Raw genomic sequence first — 25621 nt, forward strand, 5'->3', positions numbered from 1 at the left:
CTTCGGCTACCCTCGATTGTGGCAAGGGGGCAGCATGGTTCAACGCGTTTCCACCGTCGCTTTCGAGGGGATCGAGGCTCGCGCGGTCGACGTGCAGGTGCAGGTCGCGCCGGGATTGCCGGCTTTTGCGATCGTGGGCCTGCCGGACAAGGCGGTTTCCGAAGCGCGGGAGCGGGTTCGCTCGGCACTGATCGCCTCAGGCCTCGCTTTGCCGGCGCGGCGGATCATCGTCAATCTGGCGCCCGCCGACCTGCCCAAGGAAGGCAGCCATTACGACCTGCCGATCGCGCTCGGGCTGATGGCGGCGATCGGGGCCATCCCGCCGGATGCGCTCAACGGCTTTACGGTGCTGGGCGAGCTCGGGTTGGACGGCTCGATCGCGGCGGTCGCGGGCGTATTGCCGGCGGCGATCGGCGCCAATTCGCGCGACGAGGGGCTGATCTGCCCGGCGGCCTGCGGCTCGGAGGCGGCGTGGGCGAGCCCGGACATCCAGATCATCGCCGCACACTCGCTGATCCAGATCGCCAATCACTTCAAGGGCACGCAGGTACTGTCGCGCCCACAGCCGAAGGTGCATGAGCAGAAGGAGACGCTGCTCGACCTCCGCGACATCAAGGGCCAGGAAAGCGCCAAGCGGGCGCTCGAGATCGCGGCGGCGGGCGGGCATCACCTCCTGATGATGGGCTCGCCCGGCGCCGGCAAATCGATGCTGGCAGCGCGGCTGCCCTCGATCCTGCCGCCGCTGTCGCCATCCGAGCTGCTGGAAGTCTCGATGATCGCCTCGGTGGCCGGCGAGATCCGCGACGGCGCCTTGACCGCGCGGCGGCCGTTCCGCAGCCCGCATCATTCCGCCAGCATGGCGGCGCTCACCGGCGGCGGCATGCGCGCCAAGCCCGGCGAGATTTCGCTCGCGCATCAGGGCGTACTGTTCCTCGACGAACTGCCGGAATTCGATCCGCGCGTACTGGATTCGCTGCGGCAGCCGCTGGAGACCGGCGAGGTTTCGGTTTCGCGCGCCAACCATCGCGTCACCTATCCGGCGCGCTTCATGCTGGTGGCGGCAATGAATCCGTGCCGCTGCGGTCATGCCTATGAGCCCGGCTATGCCTGCAAGCGCGGGCCCATCGACCGCTGCACCGCCGATTACCAGATGCGCATCTCTGGTCCGCTGATGGACCGCATCGATCTGCGGATCGAGGTGCCGGCGGTGACTGCCGCCGACCTGATCCTGCCGCCGCCTTCTGAAGGATCGGCGGAAGTGGCGGCGCGGGTTGCTGCCGCGCGCGACATCCAGCTTGCGCGCTATGCCGCCGCCGGCATGCCCAACGTCCGCACCAACGCCGAGGCACCGTCATCGCTGCTTGAGACCATCGCCCAGCCGGACGCGCAGGGGCAAAAACTGTTGCGTGATGCAGCCGAGACCATGCGCCTCACCGCGCGCGGCTATCACCGCGTGCTGCGCGTCGCGCGCACGCTCGCCGATCTCGATGGCACGGAGAAGATCGGCCGATTGCACCTCGCGGAAGCGCTGTCCTACCGCGCGCTGGCCGACGATATCAGGCGCGCGGCGTAGAGCGCGTCCAGCAGTTTCGCGTCAACGCGACGGTAACCAGTTCTCTTTACACTCCGCCAACCATAAGTCCGCGCAATTCCAGCCGGCTGCGGTTGAGTGAGTGGTGTCATGTTGCGTTTGAAGATTCTGGCCTCGGTCGTGCCGCTGGCCGCGTTCGCGCTTGTTGCCCGCGGTGAATTGCTGCCGGGCTCGCACCCCTGCATCGAGGCCGGCGGTGCCACCATCCAGATCGCATCGCTCCCCTGGCTCGCCCAGCTCCATGTCAGCTTCACGGACGATCCGGCTACCGCCACCGTGCGGGTCCAGATCTCCGATAGCGCGGAAGCCGCCGATTTCACCGTCATCGATGATGTCGATGATAGCGAGCCCGGCGCCTGCGAGAGCAGCGGCGTCCCACAACTGGTCGCGATCTCGGCCAATCCTACGGCAACCGATCCCGTGATCTATCTTTCGCAGGACGGCCCGGCCGATTACCGGATCTTCGTTCATTCAAAGAGCTTCTCGGTGCGAGATGCCGCGGCGCTGATCGTCGGCGCGCATGGTGGGCACCGCCGACTGCAGGCCGCTTCGCTGTAGCAACGATCGTTAACGCATTATCAACCCTGTTCGCATCGCGGGCCGGAACGCGACGCCGTCTCAAGCACTTTGCAAGGTCGCCGACGCATCGTCGACCCAACATGCGAGGTGGCCCAAGCTGCCAGCCTCCAAAGCAGGTGATCAGGGGATCGGCGATGACGTGGACCTATCGGCTGAAGCTCCGCCTGCTTCGGTTCGGGCGGCGTCACGCCTGGATCGTCTTCACCCTCCGCGCCTTCCTCGTGTTCGCCGCGGTCTTCACCGGTGGCTATGCATTGCTCATTGGCGCGGTTTCCGACCGTGACCCACGTTCCATCGCTGTGGGTGTCAGCTTGCTGTTCGCGCTCACATGCGTGGCGCTGGTCGTGCTGAGTGTCCGGCTGCGGCTGATGCGCGGCAAGCTGCGCATGATCGCCGAGCACAACGAGGCGCTCGCCGACCGCAATTGGGAACTGCAGGAAGCGGAGCAACGTGCCCGCAGCCTGTTCGAATCGCAAAGCGACCTGATCGTGCTGCGCGACGCCGATGGCATGATCACCTTCGTCAACGACGCCTATTGCGACCTCGCAGGAAAAACGCGCGGTGAACTGATCGGCAGCCATTTCGCCTTCGAGGTACTGGAACAGGGCAACACTGCGCTGGAGCCAAGCGGCACCCGCGTCTACGACCAGAAGATCGCGCACCGCTCCGGGCCGCGCTGGATCGCCTGGCGCGAGGGCCTCGTCCGCACCGATGCAGGACGGCCTGCGGAGATGCAAAGCGTCGGGCGTGACGTGACCGACCGCACCGAAAGCGAGCGCGCGCTCGCTGACGCGCGCGATCAGGCCGATGCGGCCAACCGCGCCAAGTCGCGCTTCCTCGCAATGGCGAGCCACGAGATCCGCACCCCGCTGAACGGCATCATCGGCATGAGTGGCCTGTTGATGGATACGCCGCTGACGCCGGAGCAGATGACCTACGCCAAGGCGGTGAAGACCTCCGGCGACGCGCTGCTGTCGCTGATCGAAGAACTGCTGGACTATTCCAAGATCGAAGCCGGCAAGATCGATCTCGAAGAGGGCCCGTTCGCGCTTTCGAAACTGATCGAGGACATCACCGAACTGCTGGCGCCAAGGGCGGAAGCCAAAGGAATCGAGATCGCCGCCTATATCGATGAGCGGTTGCCGATGGAGGTGATCGGAGACGCGGCCCGGCTGCGCCAGGTGCTGCTCAACCTCGCCGGCAACGCGATCAAGTTCACCGCGACCGGCGGCGTCGCCCTCGTCGTCGAGCCCGGCATCCGGCCGAATGAGATCAGCTTCCTGGTGCGCGACACCGGCATCGGCATTGCACCGGAAGCGCAGCAACGCATCTTCCGCGAGTTCGAGCAGGCCGATGAAGGCATCGCGCGCAGCTATGGCGGCACGGGACTGGGCCTCAGCATCAGCGACCGCATCATCAAGCGCATGGGCGGCTGCATCGTGCTTGCAAGCACGCCGGGCGCGGGCTCGACCTTCGAAGTCTCGATCCCACTCGCCGCTTCCGACGGCAACACCGCGCCCGTGTTCAGCCCGCCCGACCTTGCGGGACGATCGATCATGCTGGTCGCCCCGCAAGGCATCGAAGCCTCGCTGATATCGCGCCGCTTGCAGCGCTGGGGCGCACAGACCTGCATGGTGTCAGATACCACGGTGGCGGAGGCCTTGCTGCCCGAGCGTTCATGGCACGCCGTGCTGATCGACCATGCGCTGGGAGCGGCCGAGATCAGCCGCATCAGTGAAGTGGCGCGGCTGCATGCGACGCAGCGGATCGTGATGTTCACGCCGGCGACCCGGCAGGAGCTGCGACGGTCCGCCGACGCGCCGTTCACCGGCTATCTGGTCAAGCCGCTGCGCGCCGTCTCGCTCGCCGCTCGTCTGACTGCCACGCCCGAGGTCGCGTCGCCGAGCGTCGTCGCGGAGCCCGTTGTGGAGCCGATAGGGGACAGTTCTACGCAGGCCTCACTGTCCGATAAGAAGCTATCGATCCTGGTTGCCGAGGACAATGAGATCAACGCGCTCCTGATGCGCTCGCTGCTGACGCGTCTCGGCCACCAGGTGGTGATGACCACCAATGGCGAAGACGCGCTTCAATCCTGGTCATCGGCGAAATCCACAGGGGCGCCATACGACCTCGTGCTGATGGACGTGCAGATGCCGCAGCTCAACGGCATCGAGACCACCAAACGCATCCGGCAACTCGAAGCCGGCCAGTCCGGCCGAGCAACGCCAATCCTCGCGCTGACAGCCAATACGCTGGCTGAGGATCGCTCCGCCTGCTTCGAAGCCGGCATGGACGGCTTTCTGATCAAGCCGCTCGATCGCGAGAAGCTGGAGGAGGCGCTCGCGGGATTGGCCGCATCACGGCATCTGGCGGCATAGCCACCGCTGCTCCCGCCGTCATTGCGAGCGAAGCGAAGCAATCCATCGCACCACACATGCGGAGGCATGGATTGCTTCGCTTCGCTCGCAATGACGATGCCGGGCGACAGCGAATTATAACCGCCGCAGCGCGACCGTCTCCACCACGTGGTCGGCACCCTTCTTCAGGATCAGCGTCGCGCGCGGACGGGTCGGCAGGATGTTGTCCTCGAGATTAGCGCGGTTGGTGCGTTCCCAGATCGCGATCGCGGTGGCGGTGGCCTCTTCGTCCGACAGCACGGCATAGCGGTGGAAATAGGAGCGCGGGTCGTGGAACGCGGTGTCGCGCAGGGCAAGGAAACGCTTGACGTACCACTCGCGCAACACCGGCTCATCGGCATCGATATAGACAGAGAAATCGAAGAAGTCGGAAACCACCGGCACCGCCTTGCCGTCGCGCGGCAAGCGGCTCGTCTGCAGCACATTGACACCTTCGACGATCAGGATGTCGGGACGATCGATCTCGATGAATTGGTTCGGAACGATGTCGTAGGTCAGGTGCGAATAAACCGGCGCGCGCACCGGCCGCCGTCCGGCCTTGATGTCGCTCACGAACGAGAGCAGCAATTGCTGGTCGTAGCTTTCCGGAAAGCCCTTCTTCTGCATCAATCCCAGACGCTCGAGCACGGCGTTGGGATAGAGGAAGCCGTCTGTGGTGACGAGATCGACCTTGGGTCGCGGCGACCAGCGCGCGAGCAGCGCCTGCAGCACGCGAGCCGTGGTGGACTTGCCGACCGCGACCGATCCCGCGACGCCGATGATATAGGGCATCTTGCGGTCCTGGATGCCGAGGAATTGGCGCTGCGCGTAATAGAGCCGCTGCGTGGAGTCGACATAGATCGACAGCAGCCGCGACAGCGGCAGATAGATGTCCTCGACCTCGTGGATGTCGAGCCGATCATGCATCGAGCGCAGCCGCTCGAATTCGCCTGGCTCCAGCGTCATCGGCGTATCGTCGCGCAATTTCGCCCATTGCTCGCGCGAGAAGATCCGGTACGGATTATATTGCTGGTCGGGTGCCTGAATATCCATGGCCGTGCCCTAACTGAACTATTGCTTGGGCATGATCTTTTCGGAAAACCGGTGCCCACTTTTCCGGATCATGCCCTAGATTCTTCTTTTGACGCGTTTTCTTCACGCGAACCGGTGTCCACTTCGCTCGAAAACGCTTTAGTCACGCTTGCGCGCCGCTTTCTCTTCCAAGCCGGACATGGATGTGCGCTGCGCCAGCGCCGCCTCGACGTCCTCGAGCTTCACGCCGCGGGCCTTCAGCAGCACCAGCAGGTGAAACACCAGATCGGCACTTTCGGCGATGAGATGATTGCGATCGTTCTCGATCGCGGCGATCACGGTCTCGACCGCTTCCTCGCCGAGCTTCTTGGCACAATGCTCTGCGCCCTTGTCGAGCAGCTTCTTGGTATAGGACGCCTCTCCCCCCGACGCTGCGCGGGCATCGATGATGGCGGCCAGATCGTGGACCGTGAAACGCGACATACTCAAGCACCCAGACCGGCCGGACGCCGGCAATTTCCCCCGGAGGGGACTTAGCACTTTTGTGACGGCGAGTCCTAGGGATCGAGACGCATGGGCAGCCCTGCACGCACCATGTGCTCCTTGGCTTGGCGAATGGTAAATTCGCCGAAATGGAATATCGACGCGGCCAGGACCGCGGTGGCGTGACCCTTCCTGATCCCGTCGACGAGATGGTCGAGGTTGCCGACCCCGCCGGACGCGATGACAGGTACGGGGACACTGTCAGCGATCGCCTGCGTCAGCTCAAGGTCGAAGCCCTGCCTTGTGCCGTCCCGATCCATCGACGTCAGCAGGATCTCGCCGGCGCCGAGCGAGACCACCTCCTGGGCATATTCGATCGCCTCGATGCCGGTGGGCTTGCGCCCGCCATGGGTGAAGATTTCCCAGCGGTCGGAACCGCCGGCACGATTGACCCGCTTGGCGTCGATCGCGACCACGATGCACTGCTCGCCGAACTTTTCGGCACCCTCTTTCACGAATTCGCGACGGCTGACCGCCGCGGAATTGATCGACACCTTGTCCGCACCGGAGCGCAGCAGCGTGCGGATGTCGTCGATGGTGCGGACGCCGCCGCCGACGGTGAGCGGCATGAAGCAGGCCTCGGCGGTCCGCCGTACCACGTCCAGCATGGTGCCGCGATTTTCATGGGTCGCGGTGATGTCGAGGAAGCAGAGCTCGTCGGCGCCGGCGGCATCATAGGCGATCGCCGCCTCCACGGGGTCGCCGGCGTCGCGCAGATCGACGAAATTGACGCCCTTGACCACACGGCCGTCCTTGACGTCGAGGCAGGGAATGACGCGGACTTTGAACATGTCGTCTCCTAAGCCGCGGCGCTGGCGCTGCGGATCAGTTTTAGCGCGGCGTCGGGATCGAGTCGGCCGTCATAGAGCGCGCGGCCAACAATGGCGCCGGCGAGTTTCTTGGCGCGTGGCTCCAGCAATCCCTTCACATCATCGATCGAAGCAAAGCCGCCGGACGCGATCACGGGGATCGAGATGCTCTCGGCAAGGGCGATCGTGGCCTCGAGGTTGAGGCCCTTCAAAAGACCGTCGCGGGCGATGTCGGTGAAGATGATCGCGGCAACGCCGGCATCCTCGAAACGCCGGGCGATCTCGAGCGCCGTCACCTCAGAGGTCTCCGCCCAGCCCTGAACCGCGACCTTGCCGTCGCGCGCGTCGAGGCCGACGGCGACGCGGCCGGGATACTTCTTCGCGGCGCCCCTGACGAGCTCGGGGTCACGTACCGCCGCGGTGCCGATGATGACGCGCGCCACGCCCTTATCGAGCCAGGCTTCCACGGTCCGGAGATCGCGGATGCCGCCGCCAAGCTGCACCGGCATCGTCACCGCCTTCAGCATCGCCTCGACGGCCCGCGCATTCATCGGCTTGCCGGCGAAGGCGCCGTCGAGATCGACGACATGCAGATATTCGAATCCCTGCTCGGCGAAGGCACGCGCCTGCGCCGCCGGATCGAGATTGAACACGGTGGCGCGCGCCATGTCGCCCTGCTCCAGGCGCACGCACTGTCCGTTCTTGAGGTCTATGGCAGGAAAGAGGATCACGGCTTCCACTTCAGGAAATTCGAGATCAGCGCCAGCCCGAAGCGCTGGCTCTTCTCGGGGTGAAACTGTGTGCCGATCGCGGTGTCTTTTGCAACGACGGCTGTGACCGGCCCGCCGTAATCGGCGCGCGCCAGCACGTCCTGCTCATTGGCCGCGTTAAGGTGATAGGAGTGCACGAAGTAAGCGTGGCGGCCGTCCGGCCCAAGGGGCAGGCGCTCCAGCACGGGATGCTCGCGCAGCACTTCGAGCGTGTTCCAGCCCATGTGCGGGATCTTCAGGTTCTCCTCGCGGGGCTGGATCTTCTCGACGTCGCCGGCGACCCAGTTGAAGCCGTCGGTCGTCACATGCTCCTTGCCGCGCGTCGCCATCAACTGCATGCCGACGCAGATGCCGAAGAACGGCCGCGCCTTGACCCGCACAGCTTCCGTCAAGGCCTCGAGCATGCCGTCGAGCGCATCGAGGCCTTTGCGGCAATCGGCGAAGGCGCCGACGCCCGGCAGCACGATGCGGTCGGCGCGGAACACCGCATCGGGATCGCGCGTCACCATGATCTTCTGCGGATCTTCCATGCTGCGCGCGGCGCGCTCGAACGCTTTCGCCGCGGAGTGCAGGTTGCCCGAGCCATAATCGATGATGGCAACCGTCATCGCGATCCTCCCGGCTCTGGAAACAACCCGATAATGCCGCCCTGCGGCAGCGGCGGCGGCTTGGAGAACGGCTGGCCCGGGCTGTTCCGCGTCGGCGGCGGGCCACCGCGGTCGACCGACCATTGGTCGTTGACGACGCCGCGATGCGCTGCGGTCCAGCGATCGAAAAAGCGGCGCTCGGCGGATTCCTCGTCATCGGCCACAACGATGTCGAGCTGGCGCCATCTGCCGCGCGACAACGTCCAGCGCTTCAGGCTTGCCGCCTCGAATCCCAAGAGCAGCGCCAGCACGACATCGACGGCCAGGATCGTGCCGCGGCCGATGCCGAGCTTTGCCAGGCCGTAATCGACGGCCGCCATCAGCACGACCCAGCCGATCAGCGCCAGCCACAGCCGGTGCCAAGCCAGCCAGATCACGCTCGCAACCGCCGCCCAGAAATGAAAGCCGTCGCGCACGAAAGTGAACTTGTCGGTTGCCGCAAGATCGGCATTGTTCCCTACGGGGGCATGCACTGTGTAGACCGGCATCAAAACTCTCCGCCGCGAAGTTTTGGTTTGGCATGATCTCCGCGCAAACGCTTGGCGTTTGTCGCGAGGGAAAGCCGGGACCGAGTTTTCCGGGCCACGCCCGAAAGATCAGCCGCCGAGCTTGCCCTTGGTGGAGGGCACTTCGCCCGCGGCCTGCGGATCGATCGCGACAGCCGCGCGAAGCGCTCTCGCAAGACCCTTGAAACAGGATTCGGCGATATGATGGCTGTTCTCGCCATATAGGGTCTCGACGTGCAAAGTCACGCCGGCGTTCATCGCAAACGCATTGAACCATTCGCGCACCAGCTCGGTGTCGAACTCGCCGATCTTGTCGCGGGGGAAGGCGACCTTGAACACCAGCACCGGACGGCCCGAAATGTCGATCACCACGCGCGACAGCGTTTCGTCCATCGGCATGTGGATCGAGGCATAGCGGGTGATGCCCGCCATGTTGCCGAGCGCCTGTTTCACAGCCTGTCCGAGCGCAATCCCGACATCCTCGGTGGTGTGGTGGTAATCGACGTGGAGATCGCCCTCTGCCCTGACCGTGATATCGATGCGCGAATGCCGCGCCAGGAGGTCGAGCATATGGTCAAAGAAGCCGATCCCAGTCGAAACCTGGGACACACCCGACCCGTCGAGGTTGACCGCCACCTCGATGTCGGTCTCCTTGGTCTTGCGCTTGATCGTCGCCGTGCGCATGAAAATTGAGCTTTCCCGTGCCGAAAAACGGGCGTCTTTTAACAGGCCGATGACCCCTTCGCTACTGCGGGATGACACCAAAAACGGCCAAGTTGCGGCCATGGTGACCAAACCGGCCTCAAATGACCCGATTGTAAGCCACTGGCCGACCGCCTAAATCTGCTCGGACAATGAGGTACCCCATGCAAGCATCCCCAAACGAGCCGACCGTCTGGCACGGCACCACGATCGTCACCGTCCGCAAGGGCGGCAAGGTGGTGATCGGCGGCGACGGACAGGTCTCGATCGGCCAGACCGTGATCAAGGCCAATGCCAAGAAAGTGCGCAGGATCGGCAAGGGCGACGTGATCGGCGGCTTTGCCGGCGCCACTGCCGATGCCTTCACGCTGTTCGAGCGGCTGGAAAGCAAGCTCGAGCAATATCCGGGGCAACTGACCCGGGCGGCTGTGGAGCTGGCCAAGGACTGGCGGACCGACCGCTATCTGCGGCGGCTGGAGGCGATGATGATCGTGGCCGACAAGGACGTCTCGCTCGTCCTCACCGGAACCGGCGACGTGCTGGAGCCGGAAGCCGGCGTCATGGCGATCGGCTCGGGCGGCAATTACGCATTGGCCGCGGCGCGCGCCTTGATCGACAGCGACAAGGATGCCGAGGCGATCGTGCGCCGCTCGCTCGATATCGCAGCCGACATCTGCGTCTATACCAACCGTAACGTGACGATCGAGACGCTGGGCGGCTGAAGCATGATCCGCAAAAGTGGGAACCGGTTTTCCTCGCGACAAGCGCGAAGCGTTTGCGCGGAGATCATGCTCGGACAAAGAAATGAGATCATGATCCGATTCAACCCAACCGGATCATGATCTCATGGGACTCTACACCTTCCGGGAAATGACGACGGCCGACCTTGCGCTGATCGAGCGCTGGCTGGCGCTACCGCATGTCCGGGAATGGTGGGGCGATCCATCCGAGCAATATGCGCTGGTGAGTGGCGATCTCGATGAGCCGGCAATGGACCAGTTCATCATCTCCGCCGATGGCAACGATTTCGCTTACCTGCAGTGCTACGCGCTGACGGCCTGGAATGAAGGCTTCGGAGCACATCCCGAAGGCACGCGCGGCATCGATCTCTTCATCGGCGAGCCCGACATGATCGGGCGCGGACACGGCTCGGCATTAATCCGCCGCTTCGTCATCGAGCGGTTGGGGCAGGGCGCGCCGCGCATCGTCACCGATCCCGATCCGAACAATGCTCGCGCCGTGCGCGCCTATGAAAAAGCCGGATTTGAGAAAGTCCGCATGATCCACACGCCCGACGGCCCGGCGCTCCTGATGGTCTGTGACGCATGACCGCAGATTACGAACTCGACATGATTTCCAGCCCGACGGCGATCTAACCTCAGCTTGCTCTCGCAGCCTTGAACCCCTAGCTAGGTGACATGACCGACTTCTCCCCCCGCGAAATCGTTTCCGAACTCGACCGTTTCATCGTCGGCCAGACCGACGCCAAGCGTGCGGTCTCCATTGCCTTGCGTAACCGCTGGCGGCGACTGCAGCTTTCCGGTTCCCTGCGCGAGGAAGTGCTGCCGAAGAACATCCTGATGATCGGGCCGACCGGCGTCGGCAAGACGGAAATAGCGCGACGACTGGCAAAGCTTGCCGGCGCGCCGTTCCTCAAGGTCGAAGCCACCAAATTCACCGAGGTCGGTTATGTCGGCCGCGATGTCGAGCAGATCGTGCGCGATCTCGTCGAGGTCGCGATTGCGCTGATCCGGGAGCGCAAGCGGAAGGACGTGCATGCGCGGGCGCAACTTGCCGCCGAGGAGCGCGTGCTGGACGCCCTGGTCGGACCGGGCTCGAGCCCGGCGACGCGCGAATCCTTCCGCAAGAAATTGCGCGCCGGCGAATTGAACGACAAGGAGATCGAGATCGAGACGCAGTCCTCCGGCGGCTTCCCGATGTTCGAGATTCCGGGCATGCCGGGCGCGCAAATGGGCGCGATTTCAATCGGCGACATCTTCGGCAAGATGGGTGGCCGCACCAAGACCCGGCGTCTGACGGTGGCGGGCTCGCACGAAATCCTCGTCAACGAGGAATCCGACAAGCTGCTCGACACCGACCAACTGGTGCAGGAAGCGATCAATGCGGTCGAGAACAACGGCATCGTGTTCCTCGACGAGATCGACAAGATCTGCGTGCGCGAAAATCGCGCCGGCGGCGACGTCTCGCGCGAAGGCGTGCAGCGCGACCTGCTGCCGCTGATCGAGGGCACTACTGTTACAACCAAGCACGGCCCGGTGAAGACCGATCACATCCTGTTCATCGCCTCCGGCGCATTCCATATCGCAAAACCCTCTGACCTGCTGCCGGAGCTGCAGGGGCGCCTGCCGATCCGCGTCGAATTGCAGGCGCTGACGCGCGACGACATGCGCCGCATCCTGACCGAGCCTGAGGCGTCGCTGATCAAGCAATATGTCGCGCTGATGCAGACCGAAGGCGTGAAACTCGAGATTACCGACTCCGCGATCGACGAGCTCGCCGACGTCGCCGTGGCCGTCAACTCCACCGTCGAGAATATCGGCGCGCGGCGGCTGCAGACGGTGATGGAGCGGGTGCTGGACGAAATCTCCTTCACCGCGCCCGATCGCCACGGCGACACCATCACGGTCGATGCCGATTATGTGCGCAAGCATGTCGGCGACCTCGCCAAGAACGCCGATTTGAGCCGGTTCATTTTGTAAGACCAACCGTCATTGCGAGCGAAGCGAAGCAATCCATCTCTCCACTTGCGGAGAGATGGATTGCTTCGTCGCTTCGCTCCTCGCAATGACGGATCGACTAGACCCTCGCGCGCCGCACGCGCACGTAGAGCGCGCCCTCGCCACCGTGGCCGATATGGGCTTCCTCGAAACCGACGACGAGCGCGCGGAATTCGGGCAGGCTCAGCCATTGCGGCACCTGGCGGCGCAGCACGCCACGCTCGGAATCGCCGCCGCCGGCTTTGCCCTTGCCGGTGATGACGAGCACGAAAGTCAGCCCGTCGCTGTGCGCGCGTTGCAAGAACGTGAGCAGCACGCGATGCGCGCGCGTCTGCGTCATGCCGTGCAGGTCGAGCCGGGCGTCGATCTCCTTCTTGCCGCGCGACAGTTGCGCGCGCTCGCGGCGGCCAATCGGTGCCAGTGGCGGCGGCGTCTGCGGACGCGGCGCCGGTGCTGATTTGACTGGGATCGGTTTCGCCGGCGCTGCAGTTTTGGCGGCGGCCTTGGTCTCCGCTTCGGGTCCGGCATGCGTCTTCACAGCGGGTTGGCGTTTGCGCAGCGGCTTGACCTGCTTCGCGACGCTTTCCCACAGCGCACGCTCTTCTTCACTGAGCGCGCGCCTTCGCCGCGGCGGCGCCGGATCTGCAATCGGAACGGGACGCTTCATCTGTAGGTGCGGTAATGGCGGTAGTGCCGATGACGCCGCGGCTCATCAGTCTTGATGGCGGGCCGCGGCTCCGGCATCGGCACCGCGCTGGTCGACGCGGATGCATCCGCGGGCTTCGCCGCGCTCTTTTCCTTCTGCGGATCAGCTTGCGGAAACAGCTTTGCGATCTTTTCCGACGGCCGCTCATCCGGCACCGGCATTTTGCGCCCGCGGGCGACGGGATCGAGGCTCCTCGGCACCAGCATCACGAAGCGCATATTGTGCCGCAGCCGGCCCGACACTTTTCCGGCATCGGCTCCGGCACCGAAATAAAGGTCTGCGCGGGCCGGGCCGACGATCGCCGAGCCGGTATCCTGCGCGATCATCAGGCGGCGGAACGGCGTCTTCGATTGCTCTGACTCGATCGGCAATTCGCCTTCGATGAAGAACGGCGTGCCATAGACGTGCAGCGCCTTGTCGACCGCGATCGAACGGCCGGGCGTCAGCGGCACGCCCTGCGCGCCGACTGCCTCGTCCTTGTCAGAGAGCTGCACCTCACGGAAGAAGACATAGGAGCGGTTCTGCCGCCGCAATTCCTTGGCTCCGTCAGGGTTCTGCGCCATCCAGTCCCTGATCTTCTGCATCGACATCTGCTCTTTCGGGATGATGCCGCGGTCGATCAGGATGCGGCCCACCGGCGTGTAGGGATAGCCGTTGTGGGCATCATAGTTGATGCGCAATGTCGAGCCGTCCTCGAAGCGCACCCGCGCCGAGCCCTGGATCTGCGCGAATAGCAAATCGGTCTGCTCCTTGAGCCAGCAGATCTCGAGGCCGCGGCCGGTGATCGCACCGTCCTCGATCTCGGCGCGATCATAGTAGGGCACGAGCTTGCGGCGGCCGATCTTGCGGAATACCTGGCCCTTGTTCGGCAGGCCGCTCGAACTCTGCTTGGCGCCACGGACGAACAGGTTCGACGGCCGGCGGTAGACCGGCACGTTGTAGACGTCGGTCTGGGTCCGCGACCCATCCAGCACCGGCTCGTAATAGCCGGTGACGAAACCCTCGCCCTCGCCGAGCCGCGAGATGCGCAAGGGCAGGAAATGCTCCTCGAAGAAGGCTTTCGCCTTGGCTTCGTCGGTGAGCTCCGGCCCCTTGGCGATGCGGCAGGGATCGCGCAACGAGGTGCCGAGCGCCTTCGATTCCGAAGGCAGCCCGTGCTCGGCGGCGATAGGCCGGCAGCTCGCGCGAAAGGCCTTATAGGCCGCAAGGTGATCGTCATCGCTCCAGCCCGGCATGTCGGTCCAGGCCAGCGGTTCATACTGGCTGCTGCTGATCTGCAGCGGCAACTCCAGGTTCGGATAGGGGAGGTGACGGGTGTGCTGGACGGCCGAATGCCTGGTCGCCTTCGCTGGCGACCTTGGGCGCGCCTCTAGCGCGGCCGTCGAGCATAGAAGAGCGATTGCGCAGCACGCGGCCGTGGGACGCGCAAGGCGAAGCCGATCAGTGGGCGCTTCCAGTGCCAACCAGTTTCCAGTTCGGATCGCGCGACGCCGTATCGCGGGCGAATGTCCAGACATCGGTGATATCGGCGACCTTTTCCGGGTTGCCGTCGACGATGGTACCGGCCTTGTCGCGGGTGACGGAAATCATCTGCGACACAAAGCGGACCGTGACCTGTGCCGCACGGTCGCGTGCTTCCGCGCTGACAATCTCGGCCTTGTCTATCGAGACGAAGCGGGTTTCGGTCTTCTGCTCGTGCTTCTCGCGATCCTTGATCGCGGCATCGAAGCTGTCATAGACCTCACTCGACAGCAGGTCGCGCAAGGCGCGGCGATCGCCGTTGGCAAAGGCCAGCACGATCATCTCGTAGGCGCTTCGCGCACCCGAGATGAAATGGCGTGGATCGAACGAGGAGTCCTGGGCGACAATGGCGTCCAGCCCCTGCGCCAGCGCCGTACCGGGTTCCGCAATTCCCTTCCAGCGGTCGGACGGCGGCGTCACGTCCTTGCTCGGCAGCGGAGGCGGCTGGTCGATCACCGAGCCCGGCATCGGGACGACATTATTGTCCCGCTGCAGCACATTCGGGGCCGCACGGTCATAGGGGGGCCGCTCGCTGCCGGTGCGCTGTCCGAGGACACTCCGCAGGCGCAGGAAAATGAAGACGGCCAGCGCCAGGAAAATGATGGTGTAGATATCCACGTCGTGTTCGCTTTCTGATCTGCACCGGCAACGGTCCGCCCCCAGCGGGCGTTCCGCTCAGGAAACGGCGGAGATTACCTCGCCAATTGAGTCCGCAGCATGTAGGCACGAAACTCCGCTCGGCCAATGGCGCGTTTTGGCGCGGCCATTCTAGCGCGTTTTGGCCGCGAGGGGAAATCCGATGATGCCTGGAAATCACGCATCTTCAAACATTTAGGGCGCAAATGGTGCCGCCTTTCAGCCGCGATTGACGATCTCGGCGCCAAATCGGCGAAGGTTTGGCAATCAAGGACTGTCGCCTTGTGGTGCAGTGTGGGGCTATGATAGCCACTCGCCCGGCACCAGCATTTCCAAAACCTTAACTGCGGCTTCGGACGTCAGACCGTCTCCGATCGCCAGTGCTCAGGAGAGCTTCCCATGACCAACGGCAACGGCGCACCCCCCGAGCAGGCCCCGCCCCAGCTCAACGTGCTGGCGCAATACACCAAGGATCTCTCGTTCGAGAACCCGAACGCGCCGGCCTCGCTCGGGCCGCAGGAGCAGCAACCGGCGATCAATATCCAGATCAATGTTTCGGCCAGGAATCTCGCCGAGAGCGAATATGAAGTGACGCTGTCGGTCGAAGGCAAGGCCGAGAGTGCCGGCAAGGTGATGTTCAGCTTCGATCTGCAATATGCCGGCGTGTTCCGGATCCTGAATGTGCCGCAGGAGAACCTGCACCCGCTGGTGATGATCGAATGCCCGCGGCTGCTGTTCCCGTTTGCGCGCGAGATCATCGCCACCGCCGTGCGCGATGGCGGCTTCCCGCCCTTGATGCTGGATCCCGTCGATTTCGTCGGCCTGTACCGCCAGAACATGGAGCGGCAGGCAGCGACACAAGCCGCCCCGGCACCCGGCGTGAAACCGAGCTGATCTTAAGGAATCTACGCGGCGGCTTCGGCCGCCGCCGGCAGGTACTCGTTCCAGATCGGCTTGTCGCCGAGGGTCGCGATGAAGGCGCGGTGTGCCTCGCGCTCCGCGTCGGTCACCCGCGGCACCAGCGGAATCTCGCGCTGCCGCCGCGGCATATCGCCATGGCCGACCTGGGTGATCTCGGCTTCCGAGGCCAGGATGAGCTGCGATTGCCGCGCCCCGATCAGGTCGACATAAACCTCCGCCAGCAACTCGGCATCGAGCAACGCGCCGTGCTTGGTGCGGCGGGAATTATCGATCGAATAGCGCGAGCAGAGATCGTCGAGCCGATTCGACACCCCCGGATGTTTCCGGCGTGCCAGGAGCAGGGTGTCGACCAGCCGATCCTTGGCGATCACCGGCCGCTTGATTCGATCGAGTTCGGCATTGATGAAGCTGATGTCGAACGAAGCGTTATGGATCACCAGCGGAGTGTCGGCGATGAACGCCAGGAATTCGTCGACAACTTCGGTGAACACCGGCTTGCTGGCCAGGAATTCGGTCGAGAGGCCGTGAACGGCGAAAGCCTCGGCCGGCATGTCCCGCTCGGGATTGATGTAGACGTGGTAGGTTTGCCCGGTCGGCATGCGGTTGAAGATCTCGACGCAACCGATCTCGACCAGCCGATCGCCGCGCAGCGGATCAAGGCCGGTGGTTTCGGTATCGAGAACGATTTCGCGCATGGATTTTTAGGACCGCAGAATACCAGGCGAATCAGATTCGCCGCTTCGGCATCTTAACGACCTCAGCCAGAATGTCCTTGATTTGCGCGCGCACGGGATCAAGGCCGTGTGAGGTATCCACCACAAAATCCGCCCGCTTGCGTTTCTCGGCATCGGGCAATTGTCGCGCCAGAATCGCATCGAGTTTCTCGTCGTCCATCGTGCCCCGTGCCAGCACGCGCTCGCGCTGTATTTCCGGCGAGGTCGTCACGACGACCACCGCATCGACCCGTTTCTCTCCGCCGGTCTCGAACAGCAGCGGCACGTCGACGACCACGACGGGCGCGCCGGAGGCTTCCGCATCCGCAAAGAATTTCTGCCGGGACGCGCCGAGCATCGGGTGGACGATCTGCTCCAGCTGCTTCATCGCCGCTGGATCGTGGACCACGCGCGCGGAGAGCTTTGCACGATCCACCTTGCCATCAGCGGTGGTGCCGGGGAAGGCAGCTTCGATCGCCGGCACCGCTTCGCCTTCGTAGAGTTGGTGCACGGTCGCGTCGGCGTCATAGACGGGGACACCAGCTTCCGCGAACAGTTTCGCGGTGGTGGATTTCCCCATCCCGATCGAGCCGGTCAGTCCCAGGATCAGCATCTTTCAGTCATCACTCGCAAACATGTCAGATTGCCAGCAAATTCTCGCTGCGCAGGAAGGCTAACAGCGACAATAGCGGCAGGCCGAGGATGGTGAAATGGTCACCGTCGATGCGCTCGAACAGATGTACCCCGAGGCTTTCGAGCTGATAGGCGCCGACGCTGGTGGTCACGGCCTCGCCGGCCTGGCCCAGATAGGCGGTGATCTCGTCCTCGCGAAGCGGGCGCATCGACATGCGTGCCACGCTGGTGTCGGCAAACAGTATTTTGCCGTCTTGGGCGACGGCAACGGCGGAATGCAGTTCGTGAACCCGACCCGCGAGCGCACGCAATTGTTCGGCCGCCTGATCGCGGCCAGCGGGTTTGGTGAACAATCGATCGCCGAGCGCCAGGGTCTGGTCGGCGCCGACGACGAATCGTCCCGGCCGCCCGGAGGAAACGAACAAGGCCTTTTCGCGCGCCAGCAGCAACGCGATGTCCGCCGGCGCCGAAAGGCCTGAATTTTCCTGGATCGCCCGTTCGTCGACATCCGCCGGCATCGCCTCGAACGCGATCCCCGCATTGGCCAGCAGCATTTTTCGCGCACGGCTCTGGGAGGCGAGAATCAGCGGACTTTTTCCGCGCCAGATCGTCATCGCCACCGAATCACTCCAGCGGCCGTTGCCGCTGGCGGTCATTATAGAGCTTCATCACCGCTGCGGCCGTCTCCTCGATCGAACGTCGCGTGACGTCCAGCAGCGCCCAGTTGAACTTTGCGCTCAGGCGGCGCGCGAACGCGACTTCATCGGTAACCGCCTGCCTGTCGATATATTCGTCATTGCCGGACGCCGCGCCCATGCTCAAGAGCCGGTTTTGCCGGACCTGGATCAGGCGCTCCGGCGTCGCATGGAGGCTGACCACCAGCGGTTTCTTCAGGTGCTCCAGTTGATGCGGCAGCGGAATGCCGGGTACGAGCGGGACATTTGCGGTGCGGATGCCGCGGTTGGCGAGATAGATCGACGTCGGCGTTTTCGAGGTGCGGGACACCCCGACCAGAACGACATCAGCCTCCTCAAGGCCTTCGACATGCTGGCCGTCGTCATGCATCATCGTGTAGTTCAGCGCATCGATGCGCTTGAAATATTCCGCGTTCAGCACGTGCTGCGCGCCGACCCGACCCGAAGTGGCCGCACCCAGATACGCCTCGAACAACTGCATCACCGGCCCAATGATCGACAGGCTCGGAATGTTGATCTCCCTGCATTTGGCTTCCAGCCGGCTGACGAGATCTTTCTCGAGCAACGTGAACAGCACGATGCCGGGCGATTCCTCGATTTCATCGAGCACGCGGTCGAGCTGCTTCTGGCTGCGCACCAGCGGATAGACGTGTTCGACCGGTGAGACATTGGCGTATTGCGCGGCCACCGCGCGCGCCACCGTGATCAGCGTCTCGCCGGTTGAGTCCGACACCAGATGCAGGTGAAAGTAATTGCCTGATGTAGGCACCAGAACCTCTGTCTATCCTGTGAATCCCTGTGGAGGTTGCCTACAACTTTTCAGCTGAGATCGCCGCCTTAGGGATATCTAAACCTTTTCTTCACAGCGCCTCCCGCGAGGACAAGTCCGCCGTGCCGGTGGGATGATAGTGAGAATATGTGAATTTGTCTCTTGATAAGCTGGTCAAGGAACGCCGGAAGCGCTTGAGACCTTGGGCGATATTCCGTTGCGCGACAGTGCGGGCCGAATTGTTGAGCGGTGTGAACAAGCACCCGAGAACGGCGGGATCGCGTTGTGTGAGTCAAATTCACGGTCACTTAGACTCAAACCTAAGATTCTAAAATTAATTTGTTTTAAGAGAGCGGTGCTTGCGGATATGTATCCGTAACCTCGCTGGCGGGCCTTCTTTTGAAACGGCGAGGCTGCCCGAGATGTTCCAGGAGCACGGCGATCACGATGTATGAGTGGATCAAGGCGCTGCACATCATTGCGGTCATCTCCTGGATGGCCGGCATGCTCTATCTGCCACGGCTGTTCGTCTATCACTGCGAGGCCGAGAAAGGCTCCAAGCAGTCCGAGACCTTCAAGGTCATGGAACGGCGCCTTCTGAGGGCGATCATCAATCCGGCCATGATCGTCACCTGGCTCGCCGGCCTCTATCTGGCCTGGACTGGTCACTGGTTCAGCTCCGGCTGGCTGCATGGCAAGCTCTTGCTGGTGCTCGTGCTCTCCGGCGTCCACGGATTTTTTGCCCGCTGGATGAAGGATTTTGCCGCCGACCGGAATACCCGAAGCCAGAAATTTTATCGGATTATCAACGAGGTGCCGACTGTCCTGATGATCGGCATCGTCATTCTTGTGGTGGTCAAGCCGTTCTAGAGGAGCCGTTTGCCCAGGAATCAGGCTTCAGTCCTTCTTGCGGAGCGCAAAGCGATTTTCTATATTCGTCCCAATCCCACCCCACGCAGGCGGATGTGATCGCGTTCCGGTTCCATCAACGGCCGGCCGCCACATCAGGTTTGAAGCCCCACCGGCGCTTTCCTTGCTTAGACCTGCGGACCTTCATTTTTGCGTCCGCTTTTTCTCAAAGCCACCTCGCAAGACCCTTCTCAAAAAATGCTCCACAGGACCACCCCCATGCGGGAAATCAAACTTCAAGACCTCAAGTCCAAGACGCCGGCCGAGCTTGTCTCGTTTGCCGAGGAAAATGGGGTCGAAAACGCCAGCACCATGCGCAAGCAGGAGCTGATGTTCGCCATCCTCAAACAGCTCGCGATCCAGGAAACCGACATTATCGGTGAAGGTGTCGTCGAGGTGTTGTCGGACGGTTTCGGCTTCCTCCGTTCGCCCGATGCCAATTATCTGCCGGGCCCTGACGACATCTACGTTTCGCCCTCGCAGATCCGCCGCTTCGGCCTGCGCACCGGCGATACGATCGAAGGCCACATCCGCAGCCCGAAAGAGGGCGAGCGCTATTTTGCGTTGTTGAAGGTCAATTCGCTCAATTTCGAGGACCCTGAGAAGTCCAAGCACAAGGTCAATTTCGACAACCTGACGCCGCTGTTTCCTAATCAGCGGTTTCGGATGGAAATCGATGACCCGACGCGAAAAGACCTTTCTGCAAGGGTGATCGACATCGTTGCGCCGATCGGCAAGGGCCAGCGCGCCTTGATCGTGGCGCCGCCGCGCACGGGTAAGACCGTGCTAATGCAGAACATCGCGCATTCGATCACGCACAATCACCCCGAATGCTATCTGATTGTGCTTCTGATTGACGAGCGTCCGGAAGAAGTCACCGACATGCAGCGCTCGGTGAAGGGTGAGGTGGTGTCCTCGACCTTCGACGAACCGGCCGTGCGTCACGTCCAGGTGGCCGAGATGGTGATCGAGAAGGCCAAGCGCTTGGTCGAGCATGGCCGCGACGTGGTTATCCTGCTCGACTCGATCACGCGCCTGGGCCGCGCCTACAACACGGTGGTGCCGTCATCCGGCAAGGTGCTGACCGGCGGTGTCGACGCCAACGCGCTGCAGCGACCGAAGCGCTTCTTCGGTGCCGCCCGCAACATCGAGGAGGGCGGCTCGCTCACCATCATCGCCACCGCGCTGGTCGATACCGGCAGCCGCATGGACGAAGTGATCTTCGAAGAGTTCAAGGGAACCGGTAACTCCGAATTGATCCTCGACCGCAAGGTCTCCGACAAGCGGACCTTCCCGGCGATCGACATCTCGCGCTCCGGTACGCGCAAGGAAGAGCTGATCACCGATCCGCAGCTCCTGAAGAAGATGTACGTGCTGCGCCGGATCCTCAATCCGATGGGCACGATGGACGCCATCGACTTCCTGCTCGACAAGCTCCGGAACACCAAGAGCAACTCCGAGTTCTTCGATTCGATGAACACGTAAGCGCCGGCCGATAGGTCCGCTTATGTTGCGGTGCAATATATCTGGTTATGCTGCGGTATAGCTGCAGCATAACTGCATGGTTCCAGAATTCCGTTATGTAAGTATTTGATAATTATTATACTTCTTCAATTCGCGGATCTGCCGATGATGGGGCGCCGCCGATCTCGTAGCAAATTGCTGCACGATTGCTGCAGCAAGATTGGCTGATTGTTGCGATGCAGCGTAGGCGCGAATGATGAGACGCGCGAATTGTGCGTTGCCTTCCCGGCCGTTCGCTAACAAATAAGCGATGCATCCGCGCGACCAGACCATCTTTGCACTTTCCTCCGGGCGACCGCCAAGTGCGATCGCTATCGTCCGGGTGTCGGGGCCGCAAGCTGGTCCGGCATTGGTGAAGTTGGCCGGCAAGATTCCATCGGCGCGGATGGCGACCAGAACGCTGCTGAAGGATGCCACCGGCCAGCCGATCGACGATGCGGTGGTCCTCTGGTTCCCAGCGCCCGCGAGTGCCACGGGCGAGGACGTCGCCGAATTTCATGTCCATGGTGGGCGGGCCGTGCTCGGCGCGGTGTTCAATGCGCTCGCTGGCGTTGATGACGTTCGGCCTGCCGAGGCCGGCGAATTCACCCGCCGCGCCTTCGAGAACGGCAAGCTCGATCTGACCGAGGCCGAGGGCCTCGACGACCTCATTCATGCCGACACCGATCGGCAGCGCCGCCAGGCGCTGCGCCAGTTGAAGGGCCTGCTCGGCGATCGTGCCCGCGACTGGCGTGCACAGATCATCGAGGCGTCGGCATTGATAGAGGCTGGTATCGATTTTTCCGACGAAGGCGACGTGCCGGCGGAATTGATCGCGCCGGCGCTCAAGAAGGTCAAAGTGCTGCTGACCGAAATTCAGCAGGTGCTGGCGGCCCAGGCGCAGAGCGAACGACTTCGCGACGGTTTGGTGGTCGCAATCGCGGGTCCGCCTAATGTCGGCAAGTCGACCCTGATCAACCAGCTTGCGCGGCGCGACGTCGCGATCGTCTCGCCGCACGCCGGCACCACCCGCGACGCCATCGAAGTGCAGCTCGATCTCGACGGTTACCCGGTGACGGTGATCGATACTGCCGGGATCCGCGAGACCGACGATCCGGTCGAGCAGGAGGGGGTGCGCCGTGCGCGTGCCCGCGCCGAGGAAGCCGACCTGGTTTTGTGGCTCACCGATAGGACGAGCGCGACAGTTTCAAACGACGGCTCCGCGCCCGTCTGGTTAGTGCGTAACAAGATCGATCTGGATGCTTCGGCATCGGAGCTACAAGGATCTGAACCAGTGTCCGCCACGTTCAGGATCTCTGCTCGGAGCGGGGAAGGGATTTCGGAACTGATCGCGGCCCTTGTCGGCTTTGCGCACGACTGCTTCGGATCTGGCGAGGGCGGTCTGATTACCCGGGCGCGGCAGCGCAAGCTGTTGCGAGAGACGGCCGAATCGTTGCGGCGGGCGATCGATGTGGTCGGGGCAGGCGAAGAACTTGCCGCGGAGGAACTCCGGGCGGCCGCCTATAGTCTCGGACGGCTTCTCGGCCGCGTGGATGTCGAGGACATCCTCGACGTGATCTTTCGGGAATTCTGCGTCGGGAAGTAGGTCGCTGGATCACTAGGCCACTGAGTCAGGGAAGCCGATCCGGAAAACGACACCGTACTCACTCCTCAGGTCCCGCAAATCCTGAACGAGTCTTAACTAAACTGCATCATGTCCGCCCTGGTTATCCATTGTGCTGCCGAACCGTTGGCGGCCGATCGCTCCTCGCACATGCTGGAGAACGGCCATGGCAAAACAGCTAATAGGGCGCACGGAACTTCCACCGGACAGGCCTTCCGGATTCCATCCGCTGGTCTACAAGGCCGCTATCGGGCTCGTCGCAATTCTTCGTTCTGGCGGCCTGGATATTGTTTGATTGTCAGAACGACACCGAACTTCCTCTCGCAATCCGTCAATCTGTTCCTGCTGGTGGCCGTGATGCTGCCTTATCTGCTGTGGCGGACTTGGCACCATCAACGACTGCCACCTTCACTGACGGCTAACAGCGGCTTCCGTAAGTGGACCAATGAATCGGTCGAGGTCTGGCAGAGCCGGCTTAAGGGCTCGGATGCCGCAATCGACATGTTGCTGTCGCTGGCCTCCGTGGCGTTCGGCTTGCTCGCTTTGGGTATCGTCTTCAACCTGAGCTGACGATCCGACCGCGCAGCATCGGCGCCGCGCTTCTCGACGTGAGTTCTCGACCTTCGCCCTGTGCCGGCACTGTTTCATGTGAAACACCCGGCCGCGGGGGTCGGTTGAACACAGGACCGCACCCTGTTTCACGTGAAACAGCGGATCAGGCTCGTTGAAACTTGTCTTTCGACTTTCACCGCTCCGCGCTAGAAGTTTGCGCATGTCTACCCAATCGCTTTCATTCGACGTCATCGTCATCGGTGGCGGCCATGCCGGCTGCGAGGCCGCCAGTGCGGCTGCCCGGATGGGCGCGAAGACCGCGCTGGTGACGCATCGTTTTTCGACGATCGGCGCCATGTCCTGCAACCCCGCGATTGGAGGGCTCGGCAAGGGTCATCTGGTCCGCGAAGTTGACGCTCTCGACGGCCTGATGGGCCGGGTCGCGGATGCCGGCGGCATTCAGTTTCGGATGCTGAACCGCCGCAAGGGTCCTGCCGTCCGTGGGCCGCGCGCTCAGGCCGACCGCAAGCTCTATGCCGCTGCGATGCAGGCCGCGATCCTTGAGACCGTCAACCTGACCGTGGTCGAGGGCGAGGCGGATGATCTCCTGACCTCCAATGGCCGCATCAATGGAATTCGCCTCGGAGGCGGGCGGATGCTCTCTGCCGGCGCCGTTGTGATCACGACCGGCACCTTCCTGCGCGGTTTGATCCATCTCGGCGAGAAGAATTGGCCAGCGGGCCGGGTCGGTGAGGCTCCGGCCATGGGGCTTTCAGCTTCGTTCGAGCGTCTGGGCTTTACGCTTGGCCGGTTGAAGACCGGGACGCCTCCGCGCCTGGATGGCACCACGATCGACTGGTCTGCAGTCGAGATGCAGCCAGGCGATGATCCACCTGAGCCGTTCTCCATCATGACGGACCGGATCACGACGCCCCAGATCCAGTGCGGGATCACTCGCACCACGCCCAAGACCCATGAGGTAATCCGGGCCAATGTGCATCTTTCGCCGATGTATTCCGGTCAGATCAAGAGCACTGGGCCGCGCTATTGCCCCTCGATTGAAGATAAGATCGTCCGCTTCGGGGATCGCGATGGCCACCAGATCTTTCTGGAGCCCGAAGGCATCGACGACAATACGGTCTACCCCAACGGCATCTCGACCTCACTTCCGGAAGAGGTCCAGCTCGCGATCCTCGCCTCCATCCCCGGCCTTGAGCGGGTCAAGATGGTCCGGCCGGGCTACGCGATCGAGTACGACCATGTCGACCCGCGCGAGCTCGATCCGACGCTTGAGACCAAGCGATTGCCCGGACTGTTTCTGGCTGGCCAGATCAACGGCACGACCGGATACGAGGAAGCAGCCGGGCAGGGGATCGTCGCTGGCCTGAACGCGGCACTCGCTGCTGGCGGCACTGATCCAATCGTGTTCGACCGCGCCGACGGCTATCTCGGCGTGATGATCGATGACCTGGTCACGCGTGGGATCACCGAGCCCTATCGCATGTTCACCTCGCGGGCCGAATACCGGCTGACGCTGCGGGCCGACAATGCCGACCAGCGGTTGACGGATAAGGGGATTGCGTTGGGGTGCGTCGGCGAAGCCCGCTCCAAGCGCCACACCGCAAAGATGGCGGCGCTGAATGCCGCCAAGGCGCTGGCCAGGTCCCTCTCGATTACGCCCAACGAGGCCATAAGACACGGGCTGGCGCTGAACCGCGATGGCGTCCGCCGCTCCGCCTTTGAATTGCTGTCGTACCCCGAAGTGGAGTGGTCGACGCTCCGAGGCATCTGGCCGGAGCTGTCGGTCATCGATCCATCGACTGCCGTGCACCTGGAGATCGACGCGAAGTACGATGTCTATCTCAAGCGCCAGATCGCAGACGTCGATGCCTTCCGCCGCGACGAGGGACTTGTCCTGACCGCCGTCGACTATGACGATGTACCCGGCCTCTCCAACGAGGCGCGCGCCAAGCTGAAGGCTGCGCTGCCGCGGACCGTGGGTCAGGCAGGGCGGATCGACGGGATGACTCCGGCGGCGCTGGGCATTCTGGCCGCTTACCTGCGTCGGGAGGCACGGCGGAAGAAGGCGACGGCGACCGCGTAAGCGTTTCACGTGAAACGGCGCG

The 25621-nt window shown here is 63.2% G+C and carries 27 protein-coding genes; 12 read left to right on the top strand and 15 right to left on the bottom strand.

Annotated elements, in window-relative coordinates; translation table 11 throughout:
* The first annotated feature begins 34 nt into the window (after nt 1–34).
* The 3 genes from ACZIRK_RS11910 to ACZIRK_RS11920 all read left to right on the top strand — a co-directional run bounded on the left by ACZIRK_RS11910 (nt 35) and on the right by ACZIRK_RS11920 (nt 4548).
* Nucleotides 35–1573: a YifB family Mg chelatase-like AAA ATPase gene (locus tag ACZIRK_RS11910; protein WP_130225519.1), complete on the top strand. Its 1539-nt coding sequence runs from the start codon at nt 35–37 to the stop codon at nt 1571–1573.
* Nucleotides 1574–1681: 108 nt separating this feature from the next.
* Nucleotides 1682–2149: a hypothetical protein gene (locus tag ACZIRK_RS11915; protein WP_130225518.1), complete on the top strand. Its 468-nt coding sequence runs from the start codon at nt 1682–1684 to the stop codon at nt 2147–2149.
* 155 nt (nt 2150–2304) lie between these two features.
* Nucleotides 2305–4548, top strand: coding sequence for a PAS domain-containing hybrid sensor histidine kinase/response regulator (locus ACZIRK_RS11920; protein ID WP_130225517.1), 2244 nt, complete (start codon nt 2305–2307; stop codon nt 4546–4548).
* Nucleotides 4549–4662: 114 nt separating this feature from the next.
* On the opposite strand, the gene coaA is transcribed toward ACZIRK_RS11920, so the two are convergent.
* The 7 genes from coaA to hisB all read right to left on the bottom strand — a co-directional run bounded on the left by coaA (nt 4663) and on the right by hisB (nt 9557).
* Nucleotides 4663–5619, bottom strand: a complete 957-nt coding sequence (coaA, locus tag ACZIRK_RS11925; RefSeq protein WP_028164789.1) for a type I pantothenate kinase — start codon at nt 5617–5619, stop codon at nt 4663–4665.
* Between the two features lie 138 nt (nt 5620–5757).
* Entirely contained in the window at nt 5758–6081 is a 324-nt protein-coding gene (locus ACZIRK_RS11930) for a phosphoribosyl-ATP diphosphatase (RefSeq protein WP_130225516.1), read from the bottom strand.
* Nucleotides 6082–6155: 74 nt separating this feature from the next.
* A complete protein-coding gene (gene hisF / locus ACZIRK_RS11935) occupies nt 6156–6932 on the bottom strand; it encodes an imidazole glycerol phosphate synthase subunit HisF (protein ID WP_028164787.1) in 777 nt (258 codons plus the stop codon).
* Between the two features lie 8 nt (nt 6933–6940).
* Nucleotides 6941–7681, bottom strand: a complete 741-nt coding sequence (gene hisA / locus ACZIRK_RS11940; protein ID WP_130225515.1) for a 1-(5-phosphoribosyl)-5-[(5-phosphoribosylamino)methylideneamino]imidazole-4-carboxamide isomerase — start codon at nt 7679–7681, stop codon at nt 6941–6943.
* Nucleotides 7678–8328 (bottom strand): imidazole glycerol phosphate synthase subunit HisH, encoded by a 651-nt coding sequence (gene hisH / locus ACZIRK_RS11945; RefSeq protein WP_028164785.1) that lies wholly within the window; start codon nt 8326–8328, stop codon nt 7678–7680. The genes hisA and hisH overlap by 4 nt, the downstream gene beginning before the upstream one ends.
* Nucleotides 8325–8855, bottom strand: a complete 531-nt coding sequence (locus tag ACZIRK_RS11950) for a DUF2628 domain-containing protein (RefSeq protein WP_130225514.1) — start codon at nt 8853–8855, stop codon at nt 8325–8327. The genes hisH and ACZIRK_RS11950 overlap by 4 nt, the downstream gene beginning before the upstream one ends.
* 108 nt (nt 8856–8963) lie before the next feature.
* Nucleotides 8964–9557, bottom strand: coding sequence for an imidazoleglycerol-phosphate dehydratase HisB (hisB, locus tag ACZIRK_RS11955; protein ID WP_130225513.1), 594 nt, complete (start codon nt 9555–9557; stop codon nt 8964–8966).
* A gap of 182 nt (nt 9558–9739) precedes the next feature.
* Between hisB and hslV the strand changes: the two genes are divergently transcribed.
* The 3 genes from hslV to hslU all read left to right on the top strand — a co-directional run bounded on the left by hslV (nt 9740) and on the right by hslU (nt 12295).
* On the top strand, nt 9740–10297 hold the full coding sequence (hslV, locus tag ACZIRK_RS11960) for an ATP-dependent protease subunit HslV (RefSeq protein WP_027581383.1): 558 nt from the start codon (nt 9740–9742) through the stop codon (nt 10295–10297).
* A gap of 124 nt (nt 10298–10421) precedes the next feature.
* Entirely contained in the window at nt 10422–10904 is a 483-nt protein-coding gene (locus tag ACZIRK_RS11965; protein WP_130225512.1) for a GNAT family N-acetyltransferase, read from the top strand.
* Nucleotides 10905–10993: 89 nt separating this feature from the next.
* Nucleotides 10994–12295, top strand: coding sequence for an ATP-dependent protease ATPase subunit HslU (hslU, locus tag ACZIRK_RS11970; RefSeq protein WP_130225511.1), 1302 nt, complete (start codon nt 10994–10996; stop codon nt 12293–12295).
* A gap of 97 nt (nt 12296–12392) precedes the next feature.
* On the opposite strand, the gene ACZIRK_RS11975 is transcribed toward hslU, so the two are convergent.
* The 3 genes from ACZIRK_RS11975 to ACZIRK_RS11985 are packed head-to-tail and all read right to left on the bottom strand — an operon-like array spanning nt 12393 to nt 15158.
* Nucleotides 12393–12980, bottom strand: coding sequence for a Smr/MutS family protein (locus ACZIRK_RS11975; protein WP_130225510.1), 588 nt, complete (start codon nt 12978–12980; stop codon nt 12393–12395).
* Nucleotides 12977–14536, bottom strand: coding sequence for a murein transglycosylase A (gene mltA, locus ACZIRK_RS11980; RefSeq protein ID WP_165435185.1), 1560 nt, complete (start codon nt 14534–14536; stop codon nt 12977–12979). The genes ACZIRK_RS11975 and mltA overlap by 4 nt, the downstream gene beginning before the upstream one ends.
* Nucleotides 14460–15158 (bottom strand): Tim44/TimA family putative adaptor protein, encoded by a 699-nt coding sequence (locus ACZIRK_RS11985; RefSeq protein ID WP_028164778.1) that lies wholly within the window; start codon nt 15156–15158, stop codon nt 14460–14462. The genes mltA and ACZIRK_RS11985 overlap by 77 nt, the downstream gene beginning before the upstream one ends.
* 417 nt (nt 15159–15575) lie before the next feature.
* Between ACZIRK_RS11985 and secB the strand changes: the two genes are divergently transcribed.
* Nucleotides 15576–16070, top strand: coding sequence for a protein-export chaperone SecB (gene secB, locus ACZIRK_RS11990; protein ID WP_028164777.1), 495 nt, complete (start codon nt 15576–15578; stop codon nt 16068–16070).
* Nucleotides 16071–16081: 11 nt separating this feature from the next.
* Here the strand turns inward: secB and dnaQ are convergent, their stop codons facing one another.
* Genes dnaQ through ACZIRK_RS12010 form a run of 4 tightly spaced genes read right to left on the bottom strand, consistent with a single transcriptional unit; the run spans nt 16082 to nt 18907 of the window.
* A complete protein-coding gene (dnaQ, locus tag ACZIRK_RS11995; protein ID WP_130225509.1) occupies nt 16082–16792 on the bottom strand; it encodes a DNA polymerase III subunit epsilon in 711 nt (236 codons plus the stop codon).
* Between the two features lie 31 nt (nt 16793–16823).
* On the bottom strand, nt 16824–17423 hold the full coding sequence (gene coaE / locus ACZIRK_RS12000) for a dephospho-CoA kinase (protein WP_130225508.1): 600 nt from the start codon (nt 17421–17423) through the stop codon (nt 16824–16826).
* A 25-nt stretch (nt 17424–17448) separates the two neighbouring features.
* Nucleotides 17449–18057 (bottom strand): Maf family protein, encoded by a 609-nt coding sequence (locus ACZIRK_RS12005; protein WP_463327401.1) that lies wholly within the window; start codon nt 18055–18057, stop codon nt 17449–17451.
* A 10-nt stretch (nt 18058–18067) separates the two neighbouring features.
* Nucleotides 18068–18907, bottom strand: a complete 840-nt coding sequence (locus ACZIRK_RS12010; protein ID WP_130225507.1) for a pyruvate, water dikinase regulatory protein — start codon at nt 18905–18907, stop codon at nt 18068–18070.
* Between the two features lie 447 nt (nt 18908–19354).
* Here ACZIRK_RS12010 and hemJ point away from each other — a divergent pair, with 447 nt between their 5' ends.
* Together hemJ and rho are read left to right on the top strand one after the other, a co-directional pair.
* Nucleotides 19355–19777 (top strand): protoporphyrinogen oxidase HemJ, encoded by a 423-nt coding sequence (gene hemJ / locus ACZIRK_RS12015; protein ID WP_130225506.1) that lies wholly within the window; start codon nt 19355–19357, stop codon nt 19775–19777.
* Nucleotides 19778–20035: 258 nt separating this feature from the next.
* Complete coding sequence (gene rho / locus ACZIRK_RS12020) at nt 20036–21301, top strand: transcription termination factor Rho (RefSeq protein WP_130225505.1); 1266 nt, start codon at nt 20036–20038, stop codon at nt 21299–21301.
* A gap of 93 nt (nt 21302–21394) precedes the next feature.
* On the opposite strand, the gene ACZIRK_RS12025 is transcribed toward rho, so the two are convergent.
* On the bottom strand, nt 21395–21709 hold the full coding sequence (locus ACZIRK_RS12025; protein WP_165435183.1) for a hypothetical protein: 315 nt from the start codon (nt 21707–21709) through the stop codon (nt 21395–21397).
* On the opposite strand from ACZIRK_RS12025, the gene mnmE reads away from it, so the two are divergent.
* The 3 genes from mnmE to mnmG all read left to right on the top strand — a co-directional run bounded on the left by mnmE (nt 21591) and on the right by mnmG (nt 25599).
* Nucleotides 21591–22925 (top strand): tRNA uridine-5-carboxymethylaminomethyl(34) synthesis GTPase MnmE, encoded by a 1335-nt coding sequence (gene mnmE / locus ACZIRK_RS12030; RefSeq protein WP_130225504.1) that lies wholly within the window; start codon nt 21591–21593, stop codon nt 22923–22925. The two genes, ACZIRK_RS12025 and mnmE, sit on opposite strands and share 119 nt — an antisense overlap.
* Nucleotides 22926–23033: 108 nt before the next feature.
* A complete protein-coding gene (locus tag ACZIRK_RS12035) occupies nt 23034–23513 on the top strand; it encodes a hypothetical protein (RefSeq protein ID WP_130225503.1) in 480 nt (159 codons plus the stop codon).
* 202 nt (nt 23514–23715) lie between these two features.
* Nucleotides 23716–25599 carry a tRNA uridine-5-carboxymethylaminomethyl(34) synthesis enzyme MnmG gene (gene mnmG, locus ACZIRK_RS12040; RefSeq protein ID WP_130225502.1) on the top strand — a complete coding sequence of 628 codons (1884 nt, stop codon included), beginning with the start codon at nt 23716–23718 and terminating at the stop codon, nt 25597–25599.
* Nucleotides 25600–25621: the final 22 nt, after the last annotated feature.

The organism is Bradyrhizobium sp. Leo114, assembly GCF_055229415.2.

Coding starts and splice junctions, on each gene's coding strand:
- ACZIRK_RS11910 (WP_130225519.1), top strand. CDS start 35: ATGGTTCAACGCGTTTCCACCGTCGCTTTCGAGGGGATCGAGGCTCGC.
- ACZIRK_RS11915 (WP_130225518.1), top strand. CDS start 1,682: ATGTTGCGTTTGAAGATTCTGGCCTCGGTCGTGCCGCTGGCCGCGTTC.
- ACZIRK_RS11920 (WP_130225517.1), top strand. CDS start 2,305: ATGACGTGGACCTATCGGCTGAAGCTCCGCCTGCTTCGGTTCGGGCGG.
- coaA (WP_028164789.1), bottom strand. CDS start 5,619: ATGGATATTCAGGCACCCGACCAGCAATATAATCCGTACCGGATCTTC.
- ACZIRK_RS11930 (WP_130225516.1), bottom strand. CDS start 6,081: ATGTCGCGTTTCACGGTCCACGATCTGGCCGCCATCATCGATGCCCGC.
- hisF (WP_028164787.1), bottom strand. CDS start 6,932: ATGTTCAAAGTCCGCGTCATTCCCTGCCTCGACGTCAAGGACGGCCGT.
- hisH (WP_028164785.1), bottom strand. CDS start 8,328: ATGACGGTTGCCATCATCGATTATGGCTCGGGCAACCTGCACTCCGCG.
- ACZIRK_RS11950 (WP_130225514.1), bottom strand. CDS start 8,855: ATGCCGGTCTACACAGTGCATGCCCCCGTAGGGAACAATGCCGATCTT.
- hisB (WP_130225513.1), bottom strand. CDS start 9,557: ATGCGCACGGCGACGATCAAGCGCAAGACCAAGGAGACCGACATCGAG.
- hslV (WP_027581383.1), top strand. CDS start 9,740: ATGCAAGCATCCCCAAACGAGCCGACCGTCTGGCACGGCACCACGATC.
- ACZIRK_RS11965 (WP_130225512.1), top strand. CDS start 10,422: ATGGGACTCTACACCTTCCGGGAAATGACGACGGCCGACCTTGCGCTG.
- hslU (WP_130225511.1), top strand. CDS start 10,994: ATGACCGACTTCTCCCCCCGCGAAATCGTTTCCGAACTCGACCGTTTC.
- ACZIRK_RS11975 (WP_130225510.1), bottom strand. CDS start 12,980: ATGAAGCGTCCCGTTCCGATTGCAGATCCGGCGCCGCCGCGGCGAAGG.
- mltA (WP_165435185.1), bottom strand. CDS start 14,536: ATGTCTGGACATTCGCCCGCGATACGGCGTCGCGCGATCCGAACTGGA.
- secB (WP_028164777.1), top strand. CDS start 15,576: ATGACCAACGGCAACGGCGCACCCCCCGAGCAGGCCCCGCCCCAGCTC.
- dnaQ (WP_130225509.1), bottom strand. CDS start 16,792: ATGCGCGAAATCGTTCTCGATACCGAAACCACCGGCCTTGATCCGCTG.
- coaE (WP_130225508.1), bottom strand. CDS start 17,423: ATGCTGATCCTGGGACTGACCGGCTCGATCGGGATGGGGAAATCCACC.
- ACZIRK_RS12005 (WP_463327401.1), bottom strand. CDS start 18,057: ATGACGATCTGGCGCGGAAAAAGTCCGCTGATTCTCGCCTCCCAGAGC.
- hemJ (WP_130225506.1), top strand. CDS start 19,355: ATGTATGAGTGGATCAAGGCGCTGCACATCATTGCGGTCATCTCCTGG.
- rho (WP_130225505.1), top strand. CDS start 20,036: ATGCGGGAAATCAAACTTCAAGACCTCAAGTCCAAGACGCCGGCCGAG.
- mnmE (WP_130225504.1), top strand. CDS start 21,591: ATGCATCCGCGCGACCAGACCATCTTTGCACTTTCCTCCGGGCGACCG.
- ACZIRK_RS12035 (WP_130225503.1), top strand. CDS start 23,034: ATGTCCGCCCTGGTTATCCATTGTGCTGCCGAACCGTTGGCGGCCGAT.
- mnmG (WP_130225502.1), top strand. CDS start 23,716: ATGTCTACCCAATCGCTTTCATTCGACGTCATCGTCATCGGTGGCGGC.